The 17,339-nt window shown below is 71.9% G+C and carries 14 protein-coding genes and 1 pseudogene; 6 read left to right on the top strand and 9 right to left on the bottom strand.

All coding sequences use genetic code 11. From position 1 onward, the window contains the following. Window positions 1-52: 52 nt before the first annotated feature. From D0D15_RS32105 to D0D15_RS32065, 9 genes and pseudogenes are all read right to left on the bottom strand, one after another. Entirely contained in the window at window positions 53-1,165 is a 1,113-nt protein-coding gene (locus D0D15_RS32105) for an NDMA-dependent alcohol dehydrogenase (protein ID WP_094004845.1), read from the bottom strand. 11 nt (window positions 1,166-1,176) lie between these two features. Continuing rightward, a pseudogene (locus D0D15_RS32100) lies at window positions 1,177-2,675 on the bottom strand (aldehyde dehydrogenase family protein). Window positions 2,676-2,788: 113 nt separating this feature from the next. Further along, window positions 2,789-4,396, bottom strand: a complete 1,608-nt coding sequence (locus tag D0D15_RS32095) for a sigma-54-dependent Fis family transcriptional regulator (protein ID WP_115944987.1) — start codon at window positions 4,394-4,396, stop codon at window positions 2,789-2,791. A gap of 125 nt (window positions 4,397-4,521) precedes the next feature. Continuing rightward, a complete protein-coding gene (locus D0D15_RS32090) occupies window positions 4,522-5,016 on the bottom strand; it encodes a DinB family protein (protein WP_094004843.1) in 495 nt (164 codons plus the stop codon). Window positions 5,017-5,180: 164 nt separating this feature from the next. Further along, window positions 5,181-8,006 carry an FAD-binding and (Fe-S)-binding domain-containing protein gene (locus tag D0D15_RS32085; protein ID WP_115944986.1) on the bottom strand — a complete coding sequence of 942 codons (2,826 nt, stop codon included), beginning with the start codon at window positions 8,004-8,006 and terminating at the stop codon, window positions 5,181-5,183. After that, window positions 8,003-8,371: an FmdB family zinc ribbon protein gene (locus D0D15_RS32080; protein WP_094004841.1), complete on the bottom strand. Its 369-nt coding sequence runs from the start codon at window positions 8,369-8,371 to the stop codon at window positions 8,003-8,005. Before D0D15_RS32080 ends, D0D15_RS32085 begins: the two co-directional genes overlap by 4 nt. Before the next feature lie 4 nt (window positions 8,372-8,375). Next, entirely contained in the window at window positions 8,376-9,653 is a 1,278-nt protein-coding gene (locus tag D0D15_RS32075; RefSeq protein ID WP_094004840.1) for a hydroxyacid-oxoacid transhydrogenase, read from the bottom strand. 11 nt (window positions 9,654-9,664) lie between these two features. Further along, window positions 9,665-10,471: an N-acyl homoserine lactonase family protein gene (locus D0D15_RS32070; RefSeq protein ID WP_094004839.1), complete on the bottom strand. Its 807-nt coding sequence runs from the start codon at window positions 10,469-10,471 to the stop codon at window positions 9,665-9,667. Between the two features lie 61 nt (window positions 10,472-10,532). Next, a complete protein-coding gene (locus D0D15_RS32065; RefSeq protein WP_094004838.1) occupies window positions 10,533-11,243 on the bottom strand; it encodes a GntR family transcriptional regulator in 711 nt (236 codons plus the stop codon). 56 nt (window positions 11,244-11,299) lie between these two features. Between D0D15_RS32065 and D0D15_RS32060 the strand changes: the two genes are divergently transcribed. The 6 genes from D0D15_RS32060 (at window position 11,300) to D0D15_RS32035 (ending at window position 17,230) form a co-directional block, all read left to right on the top strand. Next, window positions 11,300-11,914: a TetR/AcrR family transcriptional regulator gene (locus D0D15_RS32060; protein ID WP_233157181.1), complete on the top strand. Its 615-nt coding sequence runs from the start codon at window positions 11,300-11,302 to the stop codon at window positions 11,912-11,914. 78 nt (window positions 11,915-11,992) lie between these two features. Continuing rightward, the gene (locus tag D0D15_RS32055) at window positions 11,993-12,487 is read left to right on the top strand and encodes an anthrone oxygenase family protein (protein WP_094004836.1); all 495 of its coding nucleotides are present in this window, start codon (window positions 11,993-11,995) and stop codon (window positions 12,485-12,487) included. 41 nt (window positions 12,488-12,528) lie between these two features. Next, window positions 12,529-13,032, top strand: coding sequence for a 2Fe-2S iron-sulfur cluster-binding protein (locus tag D0D15_RS32050; protein WP_094004835.1), 504 nt, complete (start codon window positions 12,529-12,531; stop codon window positions 13,030-13,032). Then, window positions 13,029-14,000, top strand: a complete 972-nt coding sequence (locus tag D0D15_RS32045; RefSeq protein ID WP_115944985.1) for an FAD binding domain-containing protein — start codon at window positions 13,029-13,031, stop codon at window positions 13,998-14,000. The genes D0D15_RS32050 and D0D15_RS32045 overlap by 4 nt, the downstream gene beginning before the upstream one ends. Beyond that, window positions 13,997-16,063 (top strand): xanthine dehydrogenase family protein molybdopterin-binding subunit, encoded by a 2,067-nt coding sequence (locus D0D15_RS32040; protein ID WP_115944984.1) that lies wholly within the window; start codon window positions 13,997-13,999, stop codon window positions 16,061-16,063. The genes D0D15_RS32045 and D0D15_RS32040 overlap by 4 nt, the downstream gene beginning before the upstream one ends. 30 nt (window positions 16,064-16,093) lie before the next feature. Beyond that, entirely contained in the window at window positions 16,094-17,230 is a 1,137-nt protein-coding gene (locus D0D15_RS32035; RefSeq protein WP_094004832.1) for an epoxide hydrolase family protein, read from the top strand. The last annotated feature ends 109 nt before the right edge of the window (window positions 17,231-17,339 follow it).

Here is a 17,339-nt window from a genome sequence, read left to right as displayed (position 1 = left end):
CCCGAGACCCTTGCCTCGCCGACCGCCCGTTCCTCCTCCCCCGCCTCCCTTCCTACTGGCCGTGCACCACCACGCCCCGGATGTTCTTCCCCGCCACCAGGTCCTCGTACCCCTGGTTCACGTCCTCCAGCCGGTAGCGACTGGTCACCAGCTCGTCCAGCTTCAACGTCCCGGCCTGGTACAGGTCCAGCATCTTCAGGATGTCCCGCTGCGGATTCCCACTGCCGAACAGGCTGCCCTTGATCGTCTTCTCCCACAGGGTCAGCACCGCGCCGGAGACGTGGATCGTCGCCTTCGCGGGGTCGGCCAGGCCCGTCACCACGACCACCCCGCCCTTGCCGACGACGTCGAACGCCGCCGACATGACCTCCTCGTCCACCACCCCGACCGTGACCAGCGCCTTGTCCGCGCCCTGGCCCCGGGTCAGCTCCGCCACCACTTCGTGCGCCTCCGCGGCGGTGGCGAACGCGTGCGTGGCGCCCAGCTTCAACGCGGTGTCCCGCTTGAACGCCAACGGATCGACCACCACGACGTGCTTCGCCCCGGCGTGTGCCGCGCCCTGCACCGAGTTGATGCCGATTCCGCCGATCCCGTACACCACCACGGTTTCGCCCGGGCGCACGTCACCCGCGTACACCGCCGTGCCCCACCCGGTCGGCACCCCGCAGCCGACGAGCACCGCGGTCTCCAGCGGCACGCTTTCGTCCACTTTGACCACCGAGTGCTGCGAAATCGTGGAGTACTCGGCGAACGTGCCCAGCATGCACATCTGGCCGTAGTCCACCCCGCCGGAGTGGAACCGGAAACTGCCGTCCGGGAAGCTGCCCTCCAGGATCGTCGCGCCCATGTCGCACAGGCTCTGGTGCCCGGTGGCGCAGTAGCGGCACGTGCCGCAGTTCGGGATGAACGAGCACACGACATGATCGCCGGGCTTGACCTTCGTCACCCCCGGCCCGACCTCTTCGATGATCCCGGCGCCCTCGTGCCCGCCGACGATCGGGAACCGCGGCGGCAGGTCGCCGTCGGACAGGTGCAGGTCCGAGTGGCACAACCCGGCCGCGACGTACCGGATGAGGACCTCACCCTCCCGCGGGCCGTCCAGGTCCAGCTCGGTGATCTCGAACGGGGTCTTGAAGTCCGTCAGAACAGCTGCCTTGACCTTCATGGGAATTCTCCTCAGAGCGCGACGTTGACGGCTTTGGTCTGGGTGTAGAGGTCGATGGCCTCGGCGCCGAGCTCGCGGCCCCAGCCGGACTGCTTGTACCCGCCGAACGGGATCGCGGTGTCGAAGCCGTTGTAGCAGTTGACCCACACCGAACCGGCCTTGATCTGCTTGGCCACCCGGTGCGCCTTGGAGATGTCCCGCGTCCAGATGCCGGCGGCGAGGCCGTACTCGGTGTTGTTCGCGGCCGCGGCGAGACCGTCCTCGGCCGAGAACGGGATCGCGGCCACCACCGGCCCGAAGATCTCCTCGCGCACCACGCTCATGTCCTCGCGCACGTCCACCAGCACCGTCGGCTCGACGTAGTAGCCGGAATCGCCGTGACGGCCGCCGCCGGTGAGGGCGCGGGCGCCGTCGGCGAGGCCCTGCCGCAGGTAGCTGGTGACCCGGTCGAGCTGCTCCTGCGACACGAGCGGGCCGAGCTGCGTGGCCGGGTCCAGGCCGGGGCCGATCTTGACCTGGCCGGCGAACTCGGCGACGCCCTGGGTGAACTCGTCGAAGATGGACTCCTCGACGAACAACCGCGTGCCGGCCACGCAGCACTGGCCGTGGTTGAACAGCCAGGCGTTGGCCGAACCGGGGATCGCGGCTTCGAGGTCGGCGTCGGCGAACACGATGTTGGGGCTCTTGCCGCCCAGCTCCAGCGACACCTTCTTCAGGTTGCCCTTGGCCGCGTCGACGATCTTCTTGCCCACCTCGGTGGAGCCGGTGAAGGCGACCTTGTCGACGTCGTCGTGCGCGGCCAGCGCCGCGCCCGCGTCGCCGAACCCGGTGACGATGTTGACCACGCCGTCCGGGAACCCGGCTTCGCAGAACAGCTCGCCCAGCAGCAGCGCGGTGAGCGGGTCTGTTCGGCCGGCTTGAGGATGACCGTGTTGCCCGCCGCGAGCGCGGGGGCCAGCTTGAACGCGGCCATCACCAGCGGGAAGTTCCACGGGATGATCTGCGCGCACACCCCGACCGGTTCACGCAGCGTGTAGGCGTGCCACTGGCTGCCCGGGATCCACGGCACCGAAGGGGTGATCGTGCGGCCCTCGATCTTGGTCGCCCATCCCGCGTAGTAGTGGAAGATGTCGGCCGACCAGGCGACGTCGACCCCCTGCGCGACGGCCACCGACTTGCCGTTGTCGAGCGCCTCCAGCTGCGCGAACTGCTCGGCGCGGTCCAGCAGCAGGTCGCCCATGCGCCAGATCAGGCGCTGCCGCTCCGACGGGGTGGTGCGGGACCACGGCCCGTCGTCGAACGCGCGCCGCGCCGCGGCCACCGCGCGGTCGACGTCCTCGGCGGCGCCGTGCGCCTCCTCGGTGATCTTCTCCCCCGTGGCGGGGTCGAAGGTGGGGAACGTCCGGCCCGACGCCGCGTTCACCCACTGCCCGCCGATCAGCAGCTGCTTGGTTCCGGACACGAACTCCCGCACCGCCGGCCGCACGGCCTGCTCCGCTACCGCAGTCACACCAACCTCCTCGTCGTGGACGTGGCGGTAATGGTGACCTGCGCAACAACGAGCTAACCGTGTCAAGTTGACACAGTGACGCCCGCCGCGGCGGGCTGGTTCCCGGCTGCGGGTCAGCTCAGCCGCAGGCTCCGGACCCGGCGGTGCAGCGTCGAGCGGCTGATGCCGAGCAGCTTGGCGGCCTGGGCCTTGTTCCCGCCGCAGTCCCGCAGCGCCGCGGCGATCGCGTCGTGTTCGAGTTGCTCGATCGGCGTCAGCCGGCGTGCTTCCGGGCTGCCCTGGTAGGCCTCGGGCAGGTCGCGCGGCAGCACGTCCCCACACGCCCGGCTAGCCGCGATGTGCCGCAGCAGCGCCTTCAGCTCACGCAGGTTCCCCGGCCACGGCTGCGCGGCCAGCACCTCCAGCGTGCGCGGGACGAACCGGAGCGTGGACCCGAGATCGGCCAGCATCACCGCGACCAGGGCAGGCAACTCGTCCCGCCGGGAGCGCAGCGGAGCCAGCTCGCGGCGGGCGATGCAGCGGCTGGCGAGGTCGGCGGCGGGTCCGGTCAGCTCGGACGGCGGCGGGCCGGTGAGCGCGACCCAGCACGCACCGCGGTCCATGATCGCGGCGACCCGGGCGGCGGCCTCGGACGGCAGCAGCGCGATGTTCTCGACCACCAGCAGCCCGGTGTGCGACGCGGCGAGCTGGTCGAGGGTGGGCGCCCAGTGCTGGGCGTCGACGGCGTCGAGCACGGCCGGCGCCGAATCGCCCGCCAGCTCGCGGGCCACGGTCGAACGGCCGGTGCCGGGCTCGCCGCTGATGAGCACGTGCGTGCGCTGCTCGCGGTAGGCCGCGAAGTCGCGCTGCACCGGCCGCGGGGTGACGCGGCGCGGGATCGCCTGCACGGTGGGCGGTTCCAGCTCGAACAGCACGCCGGACGCGCCGCTGATGCGCTCGAACGACACGTCCGCGACCCGGCCCGAGGACAGCCGGACGCTGCGCGCCTGCCGGACACCGAACGGGGCGTCCATCGCGAGCCCACGCAGGACGGCGTGGTCGGCGGCGTCGAGCAGGTCGGTGGCGGCGGCGTTGGCGAGCACCACGTCGTCGCCCAGGACCAGGACCGGGCGCAGGCGGTTGAGGGCGGCGGCCTGGTAGGCGGCGAGCATGCGCTGCTCGGCGGCGCGCGAGGCGGCCAGCAGGCGCTGTTCGATGTCGGCGACCGCGCGGCGCAGGAACGGGCCGAGCAGCGGATTCGCGTGGCCGGCGAGGCAGGTGATGTCGAGGACGCCCTCCAGCCGGCGGGTCACCGGGTGCGTGATCGGGTGGCCGTAGCAGGCGAAGGGCTTGAAGCTGTCGATGAAGTGCTCGTGCCCGTGCACGGCGAGGCCCTGGCGCAGCTCGAAGACGGTGGCGATCGAGTTGGTGCCGGTGTTCTCCTCGGTGAAGCGGGTGCCGGGCACGACGCCGATGCGGTCGAAGGTCGCCTCCAGGTGGCGCTCACCGAAGCGGCGGTCGACGATCCAGGCGTCGCGGTCGGCCAGGACGAGGCCGAACGCGGTGCCGGCGAGCTCGCGGCTGGCCTGGTCGAGGACCGGTTCGGCGGCGAGGACGAGCCTGCTGCGCCGGTCGATGTCCTCGACGGTCAGCCGGTCGACCGCGGCGTCCGGCCGGAGCCCGGACAGCTCGGCCCGCCGCCACGACGACGCGATCTCGGGCCGCAGCGCGGCGTCCTCCATCCTCGCCTCCTTTGGCGCCGATGACCGAGCCACGTTAGCAGCGGTTAACGGGACGGGTCGAGAAGTTGCCCCCGTCCGGGGGTCCCCAGGAGGCCGTGGCGATGCCTGGGCGGCGTGGTCCTCGCCTACGCCACGGGCGGAGCGTGCTCGATCTGTTCGCGGAGGATGTCGCCGTGCCCCGCGTGCCGCGCGAACTCCTCGATCATCGAGAGCAGCGTCCACCGCATGCTGACCGTTCCCTCACGGGGATTGTGCTTGGTGTCGTCGAGGTCGAAGCGGGCGGCGATCTCGCGTGATCGTTCGCTGGCGCGTTCGAACTCGGCGATCACGTCAGCCACGGACTCGTCGGCGGCGACGGCGAAGGTGCCCTCGTCCCGGTTCGAGTACCCGTCGCATTCGGACTCGTCGAGCCCCGCCCAGAACCGCTGGAACCAGATCCGTTCGGCGGCCGCGGCGTGCTTGATCAAGGAAACGGGTGTGGTGAGGGACGCGACGAGCCGGCGGCGGGCGTCGGCTTCGGAGAGGCCGCGCACGGACGCGATCAGCGCCGCGCGGTTGCGATCGAGCATGTTTTCGATGATCGCGCGTTCCGCGCCATCGGTGATTCTGTTGCTGGGCATGGGTTTCACTCCGTTCTCGGGCAGGGCTGAAGAACCGGCGTGCGGGGAGGGTGTCGATGCGGGCAGAACCGGAACACCGCAGTCGAGACGAGTCGCGGGGCAGAGCCCGGAGAGGCGCGACGGAATGATCCTAGGGCGTCCTGGACAGCGGGGTCAACGCGGTTCTAGGCCCCACCGCGGTCCAGGGCGCGGGCCAGCACCTGCGCCAGGTGCAGCGCCCGCCGCCCGGTGAGGTCGTCGATCTGGGTGCGGCAGCTGAAGCCGTCCGCGAGGACCATCGTGTCCTCCGGGGCGGCCTCCACCTCCGGCACCAGCACCCGCCGCGCCGCGGCGACCGACACCTCGTAGTGCCCCTTCTCCACCCCGAAGTTCCCGGCCAGCCCGCAGCACCCGGAGTCCAGCGTCCGGTTCGCCACCCCCACCCGGCGCAACAACCGCTCGTCCGCCGCGTTACCCATCACCGCGTGCTGGTGGCAGTGCTGCTGCGTGATCGCCGACGCCTCCACCTGCGGGAACTCCACGTCCGGCGCGTACTTCTCCAGGAACTCCGCCAGCGTGAACGCCCGCGACGGCAGCCCGTGCAGCTCGCCGTCGTCCAGCAGCTCGCGCGAGTCGTGCCGGAACACCGCCAGGCAGCTCGGCTCCAGCCCCACGATGGGCGTGCCCGCCTCCAGCTCCGCCCGCAGCACCCGCACCGTCCGCCGCAGCACCCGGCGCGCCACCCCGAGCTGCCCGGTCGAGATCCAGGTCAGCCCGCAGCACACCGACGACGACGGCAGCACCACGTCGAATCCGGCGTGCTCCAGCACCCGCACCGCGTCGTGCCCGACCTCGGGCGACAGGAAGTTCGTGAACGTGTCCGGCCACAGCACCACCCGCGGGCGCCCCCGCTCCTGCGCGCGGAACCCGCGCCGGAACGTGCGCGGCGCGAACCGGGGCAGCGACCGCTCCGGCGTGATCCCGCCTGCCTTCTTCACCAGCCCGGACAACCGCCCGCCCAGCACGCGGTTCGCCAGCCGCGGCGCGCCCGACGCCAGCCGCGCCAGCACCGGCAGGAACCCGAGCGTGTAGTGGCTCGCCGGGCGCATCCGCCCCGCGTAGTGCTGGTGCAGGAACTCCGCCTTGTACGAAGCCATGTCCACGTTGACCGGACAGTCGGACAGGCATCCCTTGCACGCCAGGCACAAGTCGAGCGCTTCGAGCACCTCGGACGACCGCCACCCGTCGGTGACCGTCTCCCCGCGCATCATCTCGAACAACAACCGCGATCGTCCGCGCGTGGAATGCTCCTCGCGCCCGGTGACCATGTAGCTCGGGCACATCACGCCGGACGACTTGTCGACACAGGCCCCGACTCCGACGCACCGCCGGGTCGCGGTCGCGACGCTGCCGCCGTCGTGCGGGTACTTCAGCGTGACCGGCAGCGAGCGCACCGGCCCGTCGAACCGGAGGTCCGCGTCCAGTTTCCGGGGCCGCACCAGGTTGCCGGGGTTGAACAGGTCGCCGGGGTCCCAGATCGCCTTGAACCGCTCGAACAGCGCCAGGATCTCCGGCGGGTACATCCGCGACAGCAGCTCCGCGCGCGCCTGCCCGTCGCCGTGCTCGCCGGACAGCGACCCGCCGTGCCGCACCACGAGATCGGCCGCGTCCTCCATGAACCCGCGGAACTGCCGGCGCCCCTCCTCGGTGGTCAGGCCGAAGTTGATGCGCACGTGCACGCAGCCCTCACCGAAGTGTCCATACGGGACACCGCGCAACCCGTACTTCCCCAGCAGCGCCCGGAAATCCCGCAGGTACCCGCCGAGGTTGGCGGGCGGGACCGCGGAGTCCTCCCATCCCGGCCACGCCTCCGACCCGTCCGGCATCCGGGTCACGATCCCGGCCGCGGCCTCGCGCACCGACCACAGCACCCGCTGGTCGGCCGGCCGCGTCTCCACGACCGTCGCCGCCCCGGTCTCCCGCTCCAGCACCGCCGCGACCTCGGCCGCCGCGGCCGCCGCCTCCGCCGGATCCGCTCCCCCGACCTCGACGAACAGCCACCCGCGCCCCGCGGGCAGCAGGTCGACCGCCGGGTGGGACCGGCGCATCAGCAGCGAGTCGATGAGGTCGCGGCCCATGCCCTCGACGGTCAACGGCTTCAGCGGCAGCACCGACGGCACGGCGTCGGCGGCCGCGACGTCGTCGGCGTACCCCGCGACGACCAGCGCGCGAGCCGCGGGCGCGGGCACCAGCCGCACGGTGATCTCGGTCAGCAGCACGCACGTGCCCTCGGTGCCGACCAGCGCGCGGACCAGGTTCGTGCCGTTCTCCGGCAGCAGCTGGTCCAGCGCGTACCCCGACACGCGCCGCGGGATCGACGGGAACGACGTGCGCAGCAGCGCGAGGTTGTCCAGCGCGAGCTGCTTCGACGCGGCCACCCGCGGATCGTCCGGCAGCGACGGGCCGATGGTCAGCCGCGTCCCGTCGGCGGTCAGCACGTCCAGCTCGACCACGTTGTCCGCGGTCCGCCCCCACGCCACCGAGTGCGACCCGCACGCGTCGTTGCCGACCATCCCGCCGATCGTGCACCGGCTGTGGGTCGACGGATCCGGCCCGAACGTCAGCCCGTGTGGCGCGGCCGCCGCCCGCAGGGCGTCCAGCACCACCCCGGGTTGCACGCGCGCGGTCCGCGCCTCCGGGTCGATCTCCAGCACCCGGTTCAGGTGCCGGCTGTAGTCGATGACCACGCCCTCGCCGAGCGCCTGACCGCCGATGCTGGTGCCGGCACCGCGCGCGGTGATGGGGATCCGGAACTCCCGGCACAGCCGGACGGTCGTCGCCAGATCCTCCACAGTGGACGGGAACACGACGGCCAGCGGCACGTGCCGGTAGTTCGACGCGTCCATGCTGTAGGTCGCACGTGCCGTCGTGCCGGACTCCACCTCACCGGTGAGCGCGCGGCCCAGCTCCGCCAGGAACCGGGCCACCCGCTCGTCCGCGACCACCGTCATGAAGCCGGATCCCCCGGCAGCGGATCACCGGCGCGCAGCGGCGCGGCGGCGAACCGGCCCTCGTGGGCGAGCACCGGACGGCGGTCACCGGCCAGCTCCGGGTACTTCTGCTCCAGCTTCTCCCGCCGGGTCATCTGCCGGTGCCAGTGCCGCACCGTCTCCCGGTCGCCGTTGCCGGTCCCGCGCCAGCTCTTCGGCGCGTCGTCCCGGCTGGGCCCGGCCGAGGCGACCCCGCCGAGCCGCACCGCGGGCGGCAGCCGGTGCGGCACCGACCCGCATCCGCAGGCCGGCGCGGGCGAGGAGAACGACGGCACGAGCGCCTCGAACCGGTTCCCGCACTCACAGGAGTAGTCGTAGATCGGCATCGGATCACCAGTTCTCGATCGACTGGGCGAAGATCGCTTCGAGGTCCTCGCCGCGCACCGGCCGCGGGGCCGTGGCCAGCAGCCGCTCCTGCTTGAGCGTGCCGTCGACCAGGTCCGGGATGTCGCTCTCGTCGTAGCCGACGCCACCTATCCCGTTCGGGGTGCCGATGTCCCGCATCAGCGACGACAGGACGAACGGCAGCTGGTCCACCGGGTCACGCTGCTGGGGCGCGTGCGGGTCGAGGATCCGCGCGGCCCGCAGGTGCTTGTCCGGGCTGGTCGGGAAGGTGAACCGGAACGCGGCCGGCGCGGTCAGCGACACCGACTCGCCGTGCGGGACCATCGCCTCGTCCTGCGGGTAGTTCTTCGGCCGGTACTCCTTCACCCGCCCGGCGATCGGGTAGGCGCAGGCGTGCGGGATGTGCACACCGGCGTTGCCGAAGCCCATGCCGGCGAAGGTCGCGGCCAGCATCATGTCCGTGCGCGCGGCCAGGTCGCCGCCGTTGAGCACGGCCTTGCGGAACGAGCGGGCCAGCAGGGTCAGCGCCTGCTCGGTCCAGGCGTCGGAGATCGGGTTGGACCCGCAGTAGGCGACCCGGGTCTCCGGGCGGTGCCGGGCGAAGGAGTCGAACGGCTTGGCCGTGTAGGACTCCAGCGCGTGGCACAGCACGTCCATGCCGCTGGCCGCGGTCACCTCGGGCGGCATGCTCAGCGTGAGCAGCGGGTCGACGACCGCCATCGACGGCCGCAGCCGCGGGTGGCTGATGCCGGACTTCACCTTCAGGTCGAGGAAGTCCATGATGCACACCGGCGTCGTCTCCGAGCCGGTGCCGGCCGTGGTCGGCACCGCGACCAGCGGCTTGAGCGGCCCGGCCGGCGCCTTGCCCTGCCCGATCGGTTTGTTGACGTAGTCGTAGAGGTCGGCCGGGTAGGTGGTCATCAGGTTGATGGCCTTGGCGGTGTCGATCGACGAGCCGCCGCCGACGGCGATGAACCCGTCCCACTCCGACTGCTTGGCGAAGTCCACCGCGGCCTGGATGCTGGCGTCGGTCGGCTCGACGTGCACCTGGTCGTAGACCTCGACGGTCAGCCCGCCGGCCTTGGCGGCGTCGGCGACCCGCTGCGGCACGCCGGTCGCGGCGACCCCCGGGTCGGTGACGATGAGGACCCGCTCCGCGCCCATCTGCGCGAGGTCCCAGCCGATCTCGTCGACGGCACCGGCGCCGAACTTCAGCGGCGTGGCGCCCCAGGTGAAGACGGTCTCGTTGAGGTATTCGGTCATCCCCGTGCCTTTCAGCCGAAGTACCCGTCGGGGGCGAACGGAAGCTTGGTGGCCTGCTCCGGGTCGTGCCCGAAGATCACCTCGGCGTTCGTCTCCTCGGCGATGCGGCGCAGCTTCTCCACCGACTCCAGCCAGCGCACGCTGTCCCAGACGATCGCGGCGCCGATGGCCGGCGGGCCCCAGCTCTCGCTGAGGTAGACGGCGTCGGAGGTGAAGATCTTGGTGCCCGCCTCCGGCAGGTCCACCCGCAGGGACATCGTCCCCCAGGTGTGGCCCGGTGTCGCGATGACGCTGACCCCCGGCGCGATTTCGGCGTCCCCGGAGACCAGTTCGTAGTCGATGCCCTCGTAGTCGACCTTGACGTGGGCGCCCTGGAACGGCCCGTCGAAGCCGAACGCGCCCTCGTGCTCGTCGCGGTTGACGATGAACCGGGTCTTGCCGCCTGCGAACAGCTTCACGTTCGCCGAGTGGTCGAAGTGCAGGTGGGACAGCACGACCACGTCGATGTCGTCCGGCGTCAGCTCCAGAGCGGCCAGCGAGTCCTGCAGGTAGGTGGTGCCCTCCTGGACCGGGAAGAACTCCTGCAGCCCGGTCGGCGCCCAGCGGGTCTCCCAGTCCTGCGGGACGCCGGTGTCCCAGAGGATGCGACCGTCCGGGTGCTCGATGAGCACCGCGTGGGTCGGGCAGGTCGTCCACACCGCTTCCTTGCGGGTGTTCGAGCGGTCGGTGATGGTCGCGCCCGGCTTGAGCAGCAGCCAGGTCTGGTCGCACTCCATGGTTCCGGTCTTGAGCAGGTGGACCTTGCTCGGTGCCGTCATCTGCGCCTCCTTGCGCGTCAGGGCAGGGCCGAGCACAGAGTGGCATGTAGCATGCTACTCGTCAACGACGTGGGTAGCCGGTCCACTCCAACGAGACCGGCGGCACCGCGTCCCCGCTCGCTGCCGCCTCCTGGCCGATCAGCAGACGGCCGGTGTGCAGCAGGTGGGCGCGCATGGACTCGGCCGCCTCGTCGGCCTTGCCCGCCCCGATGAGCGTGAAGATCTCCTCGTGCTCGGCGAGGATGTCGTGCAGGCTGCGCGAGGTGTCGACGGTGGAAGTGCCGCGCAGCAGGACCATGTCGCGCAGCGAGTCGATGTAGCGGGCGAGGCGCAGGTTGCCGGACGCCTCGTTGATGATCAGGTGGAAGCGCCGGTCGGCGGCCATGAAGGTGGCTTCGTCGTGCTTGTCCGCGGCGGCGCGCATCGCCTTGAGCTGGGCGCCCAGCTCCTTGACCCAGGCCGTGGTGCGCTGGGTGACGGCGCGGTAGGTCGCCGGGACCTCGAGCAGCAGCCGGATGGCGAAGACCTCCTCCAGGTCGTGCAGGGAGGTCTGGAGGATCCGCACGCCCCGGTTGCGTTCGAACCGCACCATGCCGCGCTCGGCCAGCTGGATCAGCGCCTCGCGCACCGGCGTCCGGGACACGCCGAGCCGCTCGGCGAGGTCGTGCACCGAGTACAGGCTGCCCGCGACGAGTTCACCGTTGACGATGGCGGTCTTGAGCTCGTCGAGGATCTTCCCGGCGAGGTTGGCGTCGTTCCCGATCTGCCGCATCCGGGCATTTTCCCACGAAGGCGGGCCGCGGACGGCCCCGCTGGCAGGATGACCGCGTGGCGACAGACGCGCGGCGACCGGGGCGGCCCAGGACAGGGGTGCGGGAGGCGGTGCTGGCCGCGGCCGAGGAAATCCTCGCCGAAGCCGGCGTCGCCCGCCTGTCGACGAAGGAGATCGCCCGGCGGGCCGGGGTGGCCGAGTCGAGCATCTTCTACCACTTCGGGGACCGGCTCGGGCTGCTGCGCGCCGTGGTCCACCTGCATCTGCCGCGGTACAAGGAGGTGGCGGCGGAGGTCGGCCGGCGGGCCGGGCACGGCAGCGTGCGGGACAACCTCGTCGAACTGCTCGACAGCCTGGAGGCGTTCTACACGCGCATCACGCCGGTCCTGGCCGTGGTGCAGGCCGACCACGAGCTGCGTGATCTCTTCACGAAGCGCAGCGCCGAGGCCGACATCGGTCCGCGCCGCGGCCTCGCACCCGTCGTGGACTACCTCGCCAGGGAACGGGATCTCGGCCGGGTGCGCGCCGATGCCGACCTGGACGCCGTCGCCCTGATCATCCTCGGCACGGCCCACCAGCGCGCCGTGTACCGCGTGCTGGGCGGCACTCCCGGGGTCGCGGGCACGGCACAGGTGGTGGAGACCCTCCTGCCGGGCCTGCTCCCGGGCTGACCCCGCACATTCCGCTGGACCACCCGCGTCCGAGCACGCTATATTTTCTGAGTAGAAACTCAGCAATAGGAGGCTCCCATGGTCCGGTACGTCACCGCCTTCGCGTTGCTGGCCACCGGCCTGCTGGCGGGAGCCTTCGGCTATGGCGCCGTCAACCTGGTGTCCGCGTTCAACGCGGTGCCGCTCGACGTGCGCCTGACCTTCCACACGGCCCTCATGCACCTCAACGGCGTGGTCATGCAGACGACGATGGCGCTGGCGATCCTGAGTTCGCTCGCGCTGGCCGTGCTCAGCCGTGGCGCGTCGCGGTATCTGGCGGGCGCGGCTGGTGCGCTGGCGCTGGCATCGTTGCTGATCACCCGGTTCGGCAACGTCCCGATCAACGGACGGATCAAGGTGTGGGCGGTCACCGGGGCACCGGCCGACCACGCGTCGATCCTGCATCGGTGGGAGGCGTTCAACGTCGCGCGCTCGCTGACCGCGCTCATCGCGTTCGTACTGGTCATCACCGTCGGCGCGCGGATCGTCCGGACACGGCGCGTCGAGAGCGGCGCGGTTGCCCTTCCGGTCTGATCGCCCGTTTCGCGGCTGCCCCGCCGGGTACGCCCCACGTCATGGACGCGGAGATCACCTTGCGTGTCGACGGCGCCACCCACCGGCTGACGCTCGACAGCCGCACCACCCTGCTGGACGCCCTGCGTGACCGGCTCGGCATCACCAGCCCGAAGAAGGGCTGCGACCACGGCCAGTGCGGCGCCTGCACGGTCCTGGTCGGCGGCCGCCGGATCCTGTCGTGCCTGTCGCTGGCCGTCGCGCAGAACGGGGCCGAGGTCACCACCGCCGCGGGGCTCGCTCCCGGCGGTGAGCTGCACCCGGTGCAGCGCGCGTTCCTGGAGCACGACGGGTTCCAGTGCGGCTACTGCACGCCGGGCCAGATTTGCTCCGCCGTCGGCATGCTGGACGAGGTCAAGCAGGGCTGGCCGAGCCACGCGAGCCCGGACGTGAGCGCCCGCCCCGCCCTGACGCGCGCCGAGATCGCCGAGCGGATGAGCGGCAACCTGTGCCGGTGCGCCGCCTACGCGGGCATCGTCGGCGCGATCGAGGAGGCGGCCGAGTGAAGCCGTTCACCTACGACTCCCCCGCCGACGCCGCCACCGCCGTCCGCGCCGTCGCCGCCGACCCGTCCGCCGTGTTCCTGGCCGGGGGCACGAACCTGGTCGACCACCTCAAGCTCGGCATCGCGCGCCCGGGACGGCTCGTCGACGTCACCCACCTGACCTCGGCCGAGATCACCGAACGCGACGGCGTGCTCTCGATCGGCGCCGGGGTGCGCAACAGCGACCTGGCCGCCGACCCGCGCATCCGGTCGCGCTACCCGGTGCTGGCCGAGTCGCTGCTCGCCGGGGCGTCCGGGCAGCTGCGCAACATGGCCACCACCGGCGGGAACCCGTTGCAGCGCACCCGGTGCGTGTACTTCCAGGACGTCACGACGCCGTGCAACAAGCGCGAGCCCGGCTCCGGGTGCTCCGCGATCGGCGGTTACACCCGCTACCACGCGATCCTCGGCGCCTCCGAGCACTGCGTCGCCACGCATCCCTCCGATCTGGCGGTCGCGCTGGCCGCACTCGACGCCGAGGTGCGCGTGCTCGGCCCGGACGGCGAACGCACGATCCCGTTCACCGAACTGCACCGCCTGCCCGGCGACTCGCCGGAGCGGGACACCGTGCTGGCGCACGGCGACCTGATCACCTCGATCGACCTGCCCGCGCCGCCCGCCGGAAAGCAGCGCTACCGCAAGGTCCGCGACCGCGCGTCCTACGCGTTCGCGCTGGTGTCGGTGGCCGCGTTGCTGCACGTCGAGGACGGCGTGGTCGCGGACGCGCGGATCGCGTTCGGCGGTGTCGCGCACAAACCGTGGCGCGCCTGGCAGACCGAGGACGTGCTGCGCGGCGCGCCCGCCACCGACGAGACGTTCCGCGCGGCCGCGGCGCGGGTGCTGGCGCAGGCGCGGCCGTTGCCCGGCAACGAGTTCAAGGTCCCGCTGCTGACCCGCACCCTCGTCGCCGTGCTCCGGGAGCTGTCATGATCGGTGAACCGCTGGTGCGGCGGGACAGTGCGCGCAAGGTCACCGGCACCGCCACCTACGCCTACGAGACCCCCGTCGACGCGCCGGTGTTCTGCCACCCCGTCCAGGCCACCGTGGCGCGCGGCCGGATCGCCGCGATCCACACCGCCGAGGCGGAGATGCTCGACGGCGTGCTGGACGTCATCACCTACCGCACCGCCGAACGGCTGGCGTCCACAGAGGACGCCGAGCTGGCCGTGCTGCAGGACCGCGAGGTCGCCTTCCGCGGTCAGGTGATCGGCCTGGTGGTCGCGCGGACCTCGGAGATCGCGCGGCACGGCGCGGAGCTGGTGTTCGCCACCTACGACGAGCGCGAGCACGACACCGAGCTGTCCGCGGACCGCGACGACCTGTACAAACCGGAGAAGGTCAACCCCGCGTTCCCCACCGACACCGCCACCGGCGACGTCGACGCGGCGATGGCCTCCGCCGACGTGACGGTCGAGCAGACCTACCGCACGGCGATGTACCACAACAACCCGCTGGAGCCGCACGCGACGACGGCGTTGTGGGACAACGACTTCCTGACCCTGTGGGACTCGACGCAGGGCGTGCACCCGTCGCGCAAGGCGATCGCGAAGGTGTTCGGGCTGCCCGAGGAGCGGGTGCGGGTGGTGTGCCCGTACGTCGGCGGCGGGTTCGGTTCGAAGGGCCTGCCGCACGCGAACGTGGTGCTGGCCGCGATGGCCGCGCGGGCGTACCCGGGACGGCCGGTGAAGCTCGCGCTGACGCGGCAGCAGATGTTCTCGCTGGCCGGGTACCGGACGCCGACGATCCAGAAGATGCGGCTCGGCGCGACGCGTGACGGCAGGCTGACCGCGATCGGGTTCGACGTGGTCGAGCAGACCTCGCGGATCAAGGAGTTCGCGGAGCAGACCGCGTTGCCGGCGCGCATGATGTACGCCGCCCCGAACCGCCGCACCACGCACCGGCTGGCCGCGCTGGACGTGCCGGTGCCGTCGTGGATGCGGGCGCCCGGCGAGTGCCCCGGCATGTTCGGGCCCGAGGTGGCGATGGACGAACTGGCCCACCAGCTGGGCATCGACCCGGTCGAGTTGCGGGTGCGCAACGAGCCCGAGGTGGACCCCGATTCGGGCCGCCCGTTCTCCAGCCGGCACCTGGTGGACTGCCTGCGCGAGGGCGCCCGGCGGTTCGGCTGGGACTCGCGGGACCCGCGGCCGGGCGTGCGGATGGCGGACGGCTGGCTGGTCGGCACCGGGGTCGCGTCGTCGGTGTACCCGTCGTCGACGCGGCCCGGGTCGACCGCGGTGGTGCGGTTCGAGGGCGGCCGGTACGCGGTGGAGATCGGCGCGGCGGACCTGGGGACCGGCGCGTGGACGGTGCTGCCGCAGATCGCCGCGGAGGCCCTGGAGGTGCCGGTCGAGGAGATCGACATGCGCCTCGGCGACACGGCGTACCCGAAGGCGGCGCGGGCCGGCGGGTCGACGGGCACCGCGACGTGGGGTTCGGCGGTGTTCGAGGCGGCACGCACGTTCCGCGACAAGTTCGGCCGCGACCCCGCCGACGGCGACGAGGCCGACGCGACGACCGGGGACAACCCGGCGCGCAAGGAGTACGCGATGTACGCGTTCGGCGCGCAGTTCGCCGAGGCGCGGGTGCACGCGGACACCGGCGAGATCCGGGTGCCGCGGCTGCTCGGGGTGTTCGCCGCCGGGCGGATCGTCAACCCGCGGACCGCGCGGTCGCAGTTCCTCGGCGGCATGACGATGGGGCTGTCCATGGCGCTGCACGAGGAGAGCGTGTGGGACCCGCGGTTCGGGCAGGTGGTCAACCACGACCTGGCCGAGTACCACATCTCGGTGAACGCCGACGCCGGCGACATCCAGGCGCACTGGCTCGACGAGCACGACCCGCACGTGAACGCGCTGGGGGTCAAGGGGATCGGCGAGATCGGGATCGTGGGCACGGCGGCGGCGGTGGCGAACGCGGTGTTCCACGCGACCGGGGCGCGGATCCGGGACCTGCCGATCACGCTGGACAAGGTGCTGCCCGCGTTGCCGTGAATTGTCGGTGGGTGCCGTTATGGTCGGCCCGTGGAGGAATTCCGGATCGCGATCGACGATGGTGAACTGGCGGACCTGAGGGACCGGCTGGAGCGCACGCGCTGGCCGGACGCCGAGACGGTGGACGACTGGTCGCAGGGGGTGCCGCTGGCGTACCTGCGGTCGTTGTGCGCGTACTGGGCGGACGGGTACGACTGGCGGGCGTTCGAGAAGCGGGTGAACGAGCTGCCGCAGTACCGGACGACGGTGGACGGGGTGGGCATCCACTTCGCGCACGTGCGTTCGCCGCACCCCGGCGCGTTGCCGCTGGTGCTGACGAACGGCTGGCCGGGGTCGATCGTGGAGTACCTGGACGTGATCGGGCCGCTGACCGATCCGGTGGCGTACGGCGGGTCGGCTTCGGACGCGTTCCACCTCGTGCTGCCCACGCTGCCCGGCTACGGCTTCAGCGACAAGCCCACGTCGCCGGGCTGGGGTGTGCAGCGGATCGCGGACGCGTGGGCCTCGCTGATGGCTTCGCTCGGGTACACGCGCTACGGGGCGCACGGCAGCGACTGGGGCAACAGCGTCACCACGGCGCTGGGGCAGCAGCACCCGGAGGTGCTGGCGGGGATCCACGTGCAGCCCCCGATCGCCGCCCCCGACCCGGCGACGTTCGACGACCTGTCGCCCCGGGAACGGGAGGCGCTGGACGCGCTCGCCGTGGCGGAGTCGCGGGAGTCGGGCTACTCGGCCGAGCAGTCGACGAAGCCGCAGACCGTGGGGTACGGCCTGGTGGACTCACCGGTGGCGTTGTGCGCGTGGATCGTGGAGAAGTACCACTCGTGGGTGGACACCGGAAGTGCACTGACGCGGGATCAGCTGCTCGACAACGTGAGCCTGTACTGGTTCACCCGCAGCGGCGCGTCCTCGGCGCGGTTGTACTGGGAGAGCTTCGCGCAGGTGTCCGAGTGGTTCAGCAAGTCCACTTCGGACACGGTCGCGGTGCCCACCGGATGCTCGGTCTTCCCGCGCGAGGTACCCCGCCCGTCCCGCCGCTGGGCGGCCCGCCGCTACACCGACATCCGCTACTGGAACGAACCCACCCGCGGCGGCCACTTCGCGGCGCTGGAGGAACCGCAGGTATGGGTAACGGAACTCCAGAACTTCTTCCGCCTAGTGCGATGACGGGGCGGCGAGCCACCCTCTCCGCGGGAGGCGCGCGCTCGGCCACCTCGCCGCCATCCAGTCACGCCCCCCCCGGCATGACCGCCCACCCACCAACCGGACCCGGAAC

This window comes from Amycolatopsis thermalba (assembly GCF_003385215.1).
Taxonomy (GTDB): Bacteria; Actinomycetota; Actinomycetes; order Mycobacteriales; family Pseudonocardiaceae; genus Amycolatopsis_E; species Amycolatopsis_E thermalba.
This window is presented reverse-complemented; position numbering and strand designations above follow the sequence as displayed.

What these genes read in the sequence shown, in the direction of transcription:
- D0D15_RS32040 (WP_115944984.1), top strand. Translation starts at nt 13,997, where the DNA reads ATGATCGGTGAACCGCTGGTGCGGCGGGACAGTGCGCGCAAGGTCACC.
- D0D15_RS32075 (WP_094004840.1), bottom strand. Translation starts at nt 9,653, where the DNA reads ATGACCGAATACCTCAACGAGACCGTCTTCACCTGGGGCGCCACGCCG.
- D0D15_RS32055 (WP_094004836.1), top strand. Translation starts at nt 11,993, where the DNA reads ATGGTCCGGTACGTCACCGCCTTCGCGTTGCTGGCCACCGGCCTGCTG.
- D0D15_RS32080 (WP_094004841.1), bottom strand. Translation starts at nt 8,371, where the DNA reads ATGCCGATCTACGACTACTCCTGTGAGTGCGGGAACCGGTTCGAGGCG.
- D0D15_RS32070 (WP_094004839.1), bottom strand. Translation starts at nt 10,471, where the DNA reads ATGACGGCACCGAGCAAGGTCCACCTGCTCAAGACCGGAACCATGGAG.
- D0D15_RS32090 (WP_094004843.1), bottom strand. Translation starts at nt 5,016, where the DNA reads ATGCCCAGCAACAGAATCACCGATGGCGCGGAACGCGCGATCATCGAA.
- D0D15_RS32085 (WP_115944986.1), bottom strand. Translation starts at nt 8,006, where the DNA reads ATGACGGTGGTCGCGGACGAGCGGGTGGCCCGGTTCCTGGCGGAGCTG.
- D0D15_RS32050 (WP_094004835.1), top strand. Translation starts at nt 12,529, where the DNA reads ATGGACGCGGAGATCACCTTGCGTGTCGACGGCGCCACCCACCGGCTG.
- D0D15_RS32065 (WP_094004838.1), bottom strand. Translation starts at nt 11,243, where the DNA reads ATGCGGCAGATCGGGAACGACGCCAACCTCGCCGGGAAGATCCTCGAC.
- D0D15_RS32095 (WP_115944987.1), bottom strand. Translation starts at nt 4,396, where the DNA reads ATGGAGGACGCCGCGCTGCGGCCCGAGATCGCGTCGTCGTGGCGGCGG.
- D0D15_RS32105 (WP_094004845.1), bottom strand. Translation starts at nt 1,165, where the DNA reads ATGAAGGTCAAGGCAGCTGTTCTGACGGACTTCAAGACCCCGTTCGAG.